This is a genomic window from Alcanivorax sp. 24, assembly GCF_004360225.1.
Classification (GTDB): domain Bacteria; phylum Pseudomonadota; class Gammaproteobacteria; order Pseudomonadales; family Alcanivoracaceae; genus Alloalcanivorax; species Alloalcanivorax xiamenensis.
This window is the reverse complement of sequence record NZ_SNUA01000085.1, coordinates 1-458: the sequence shown is the minus strand read 5'-3', so window position 1 is coordinate 458 and position 458 is coordinate 1. Positions and strand designations below refer to the sequence as shown.

The window sequence follows — 458 nt, the reverse complement described above, 5'->3', positions numbered from 1 at the left end:
CTTAAAATTTGCTGCCAACGAATGATGCTATTAAGCCCTTGTAGAGCTAAATCCTGTTCACACAGGACTGATTCTGCAAGGGGTGCCAACATCGCTGCAGCAACGCTGCCAGCACTGTTGCTAGCATGTTCATCATCTTGCTCAAACACACTTAACTGATGCTCTTTAGCAAGTGCTAATGCAGTTAAACGGCCAGTTAAACCAAAGCCCAGTATCGCTATCTTTAAAGACATAAACTTTCTGGGCGCTAGGCCCTAGGTAAAAACCCAGAGCCTATCGCTGATGCCTAGCTCCATCAATTAAACTGCTTTGTGGTAGATCTCAGAGCCTGTTTTTTTGAACTCATCTGATTTCGCTTTCATTTCGGCTTCAACATCGACCATTTTAATTTCGATAGCATCGCCTACGTTATTCGGATCTATGCCTCTTGCTTCGAGATCTTTGGCATAATCACGTAC

1 protein-coding gene is annotated in these 458 nt (G+C 43.9%); it reads right to left on the bottom strand.

What is annotated here, in order from left to right:
• The coding region (locus E0L37_RS21370; RefSeq protein WP_240687534.1) for a hypothetical protein at positions 1-233 on the bottom strand (233 nt) is incomplete at its 3' end.
• Positions 234-458 lie beyond the last annotated feature (225 nt).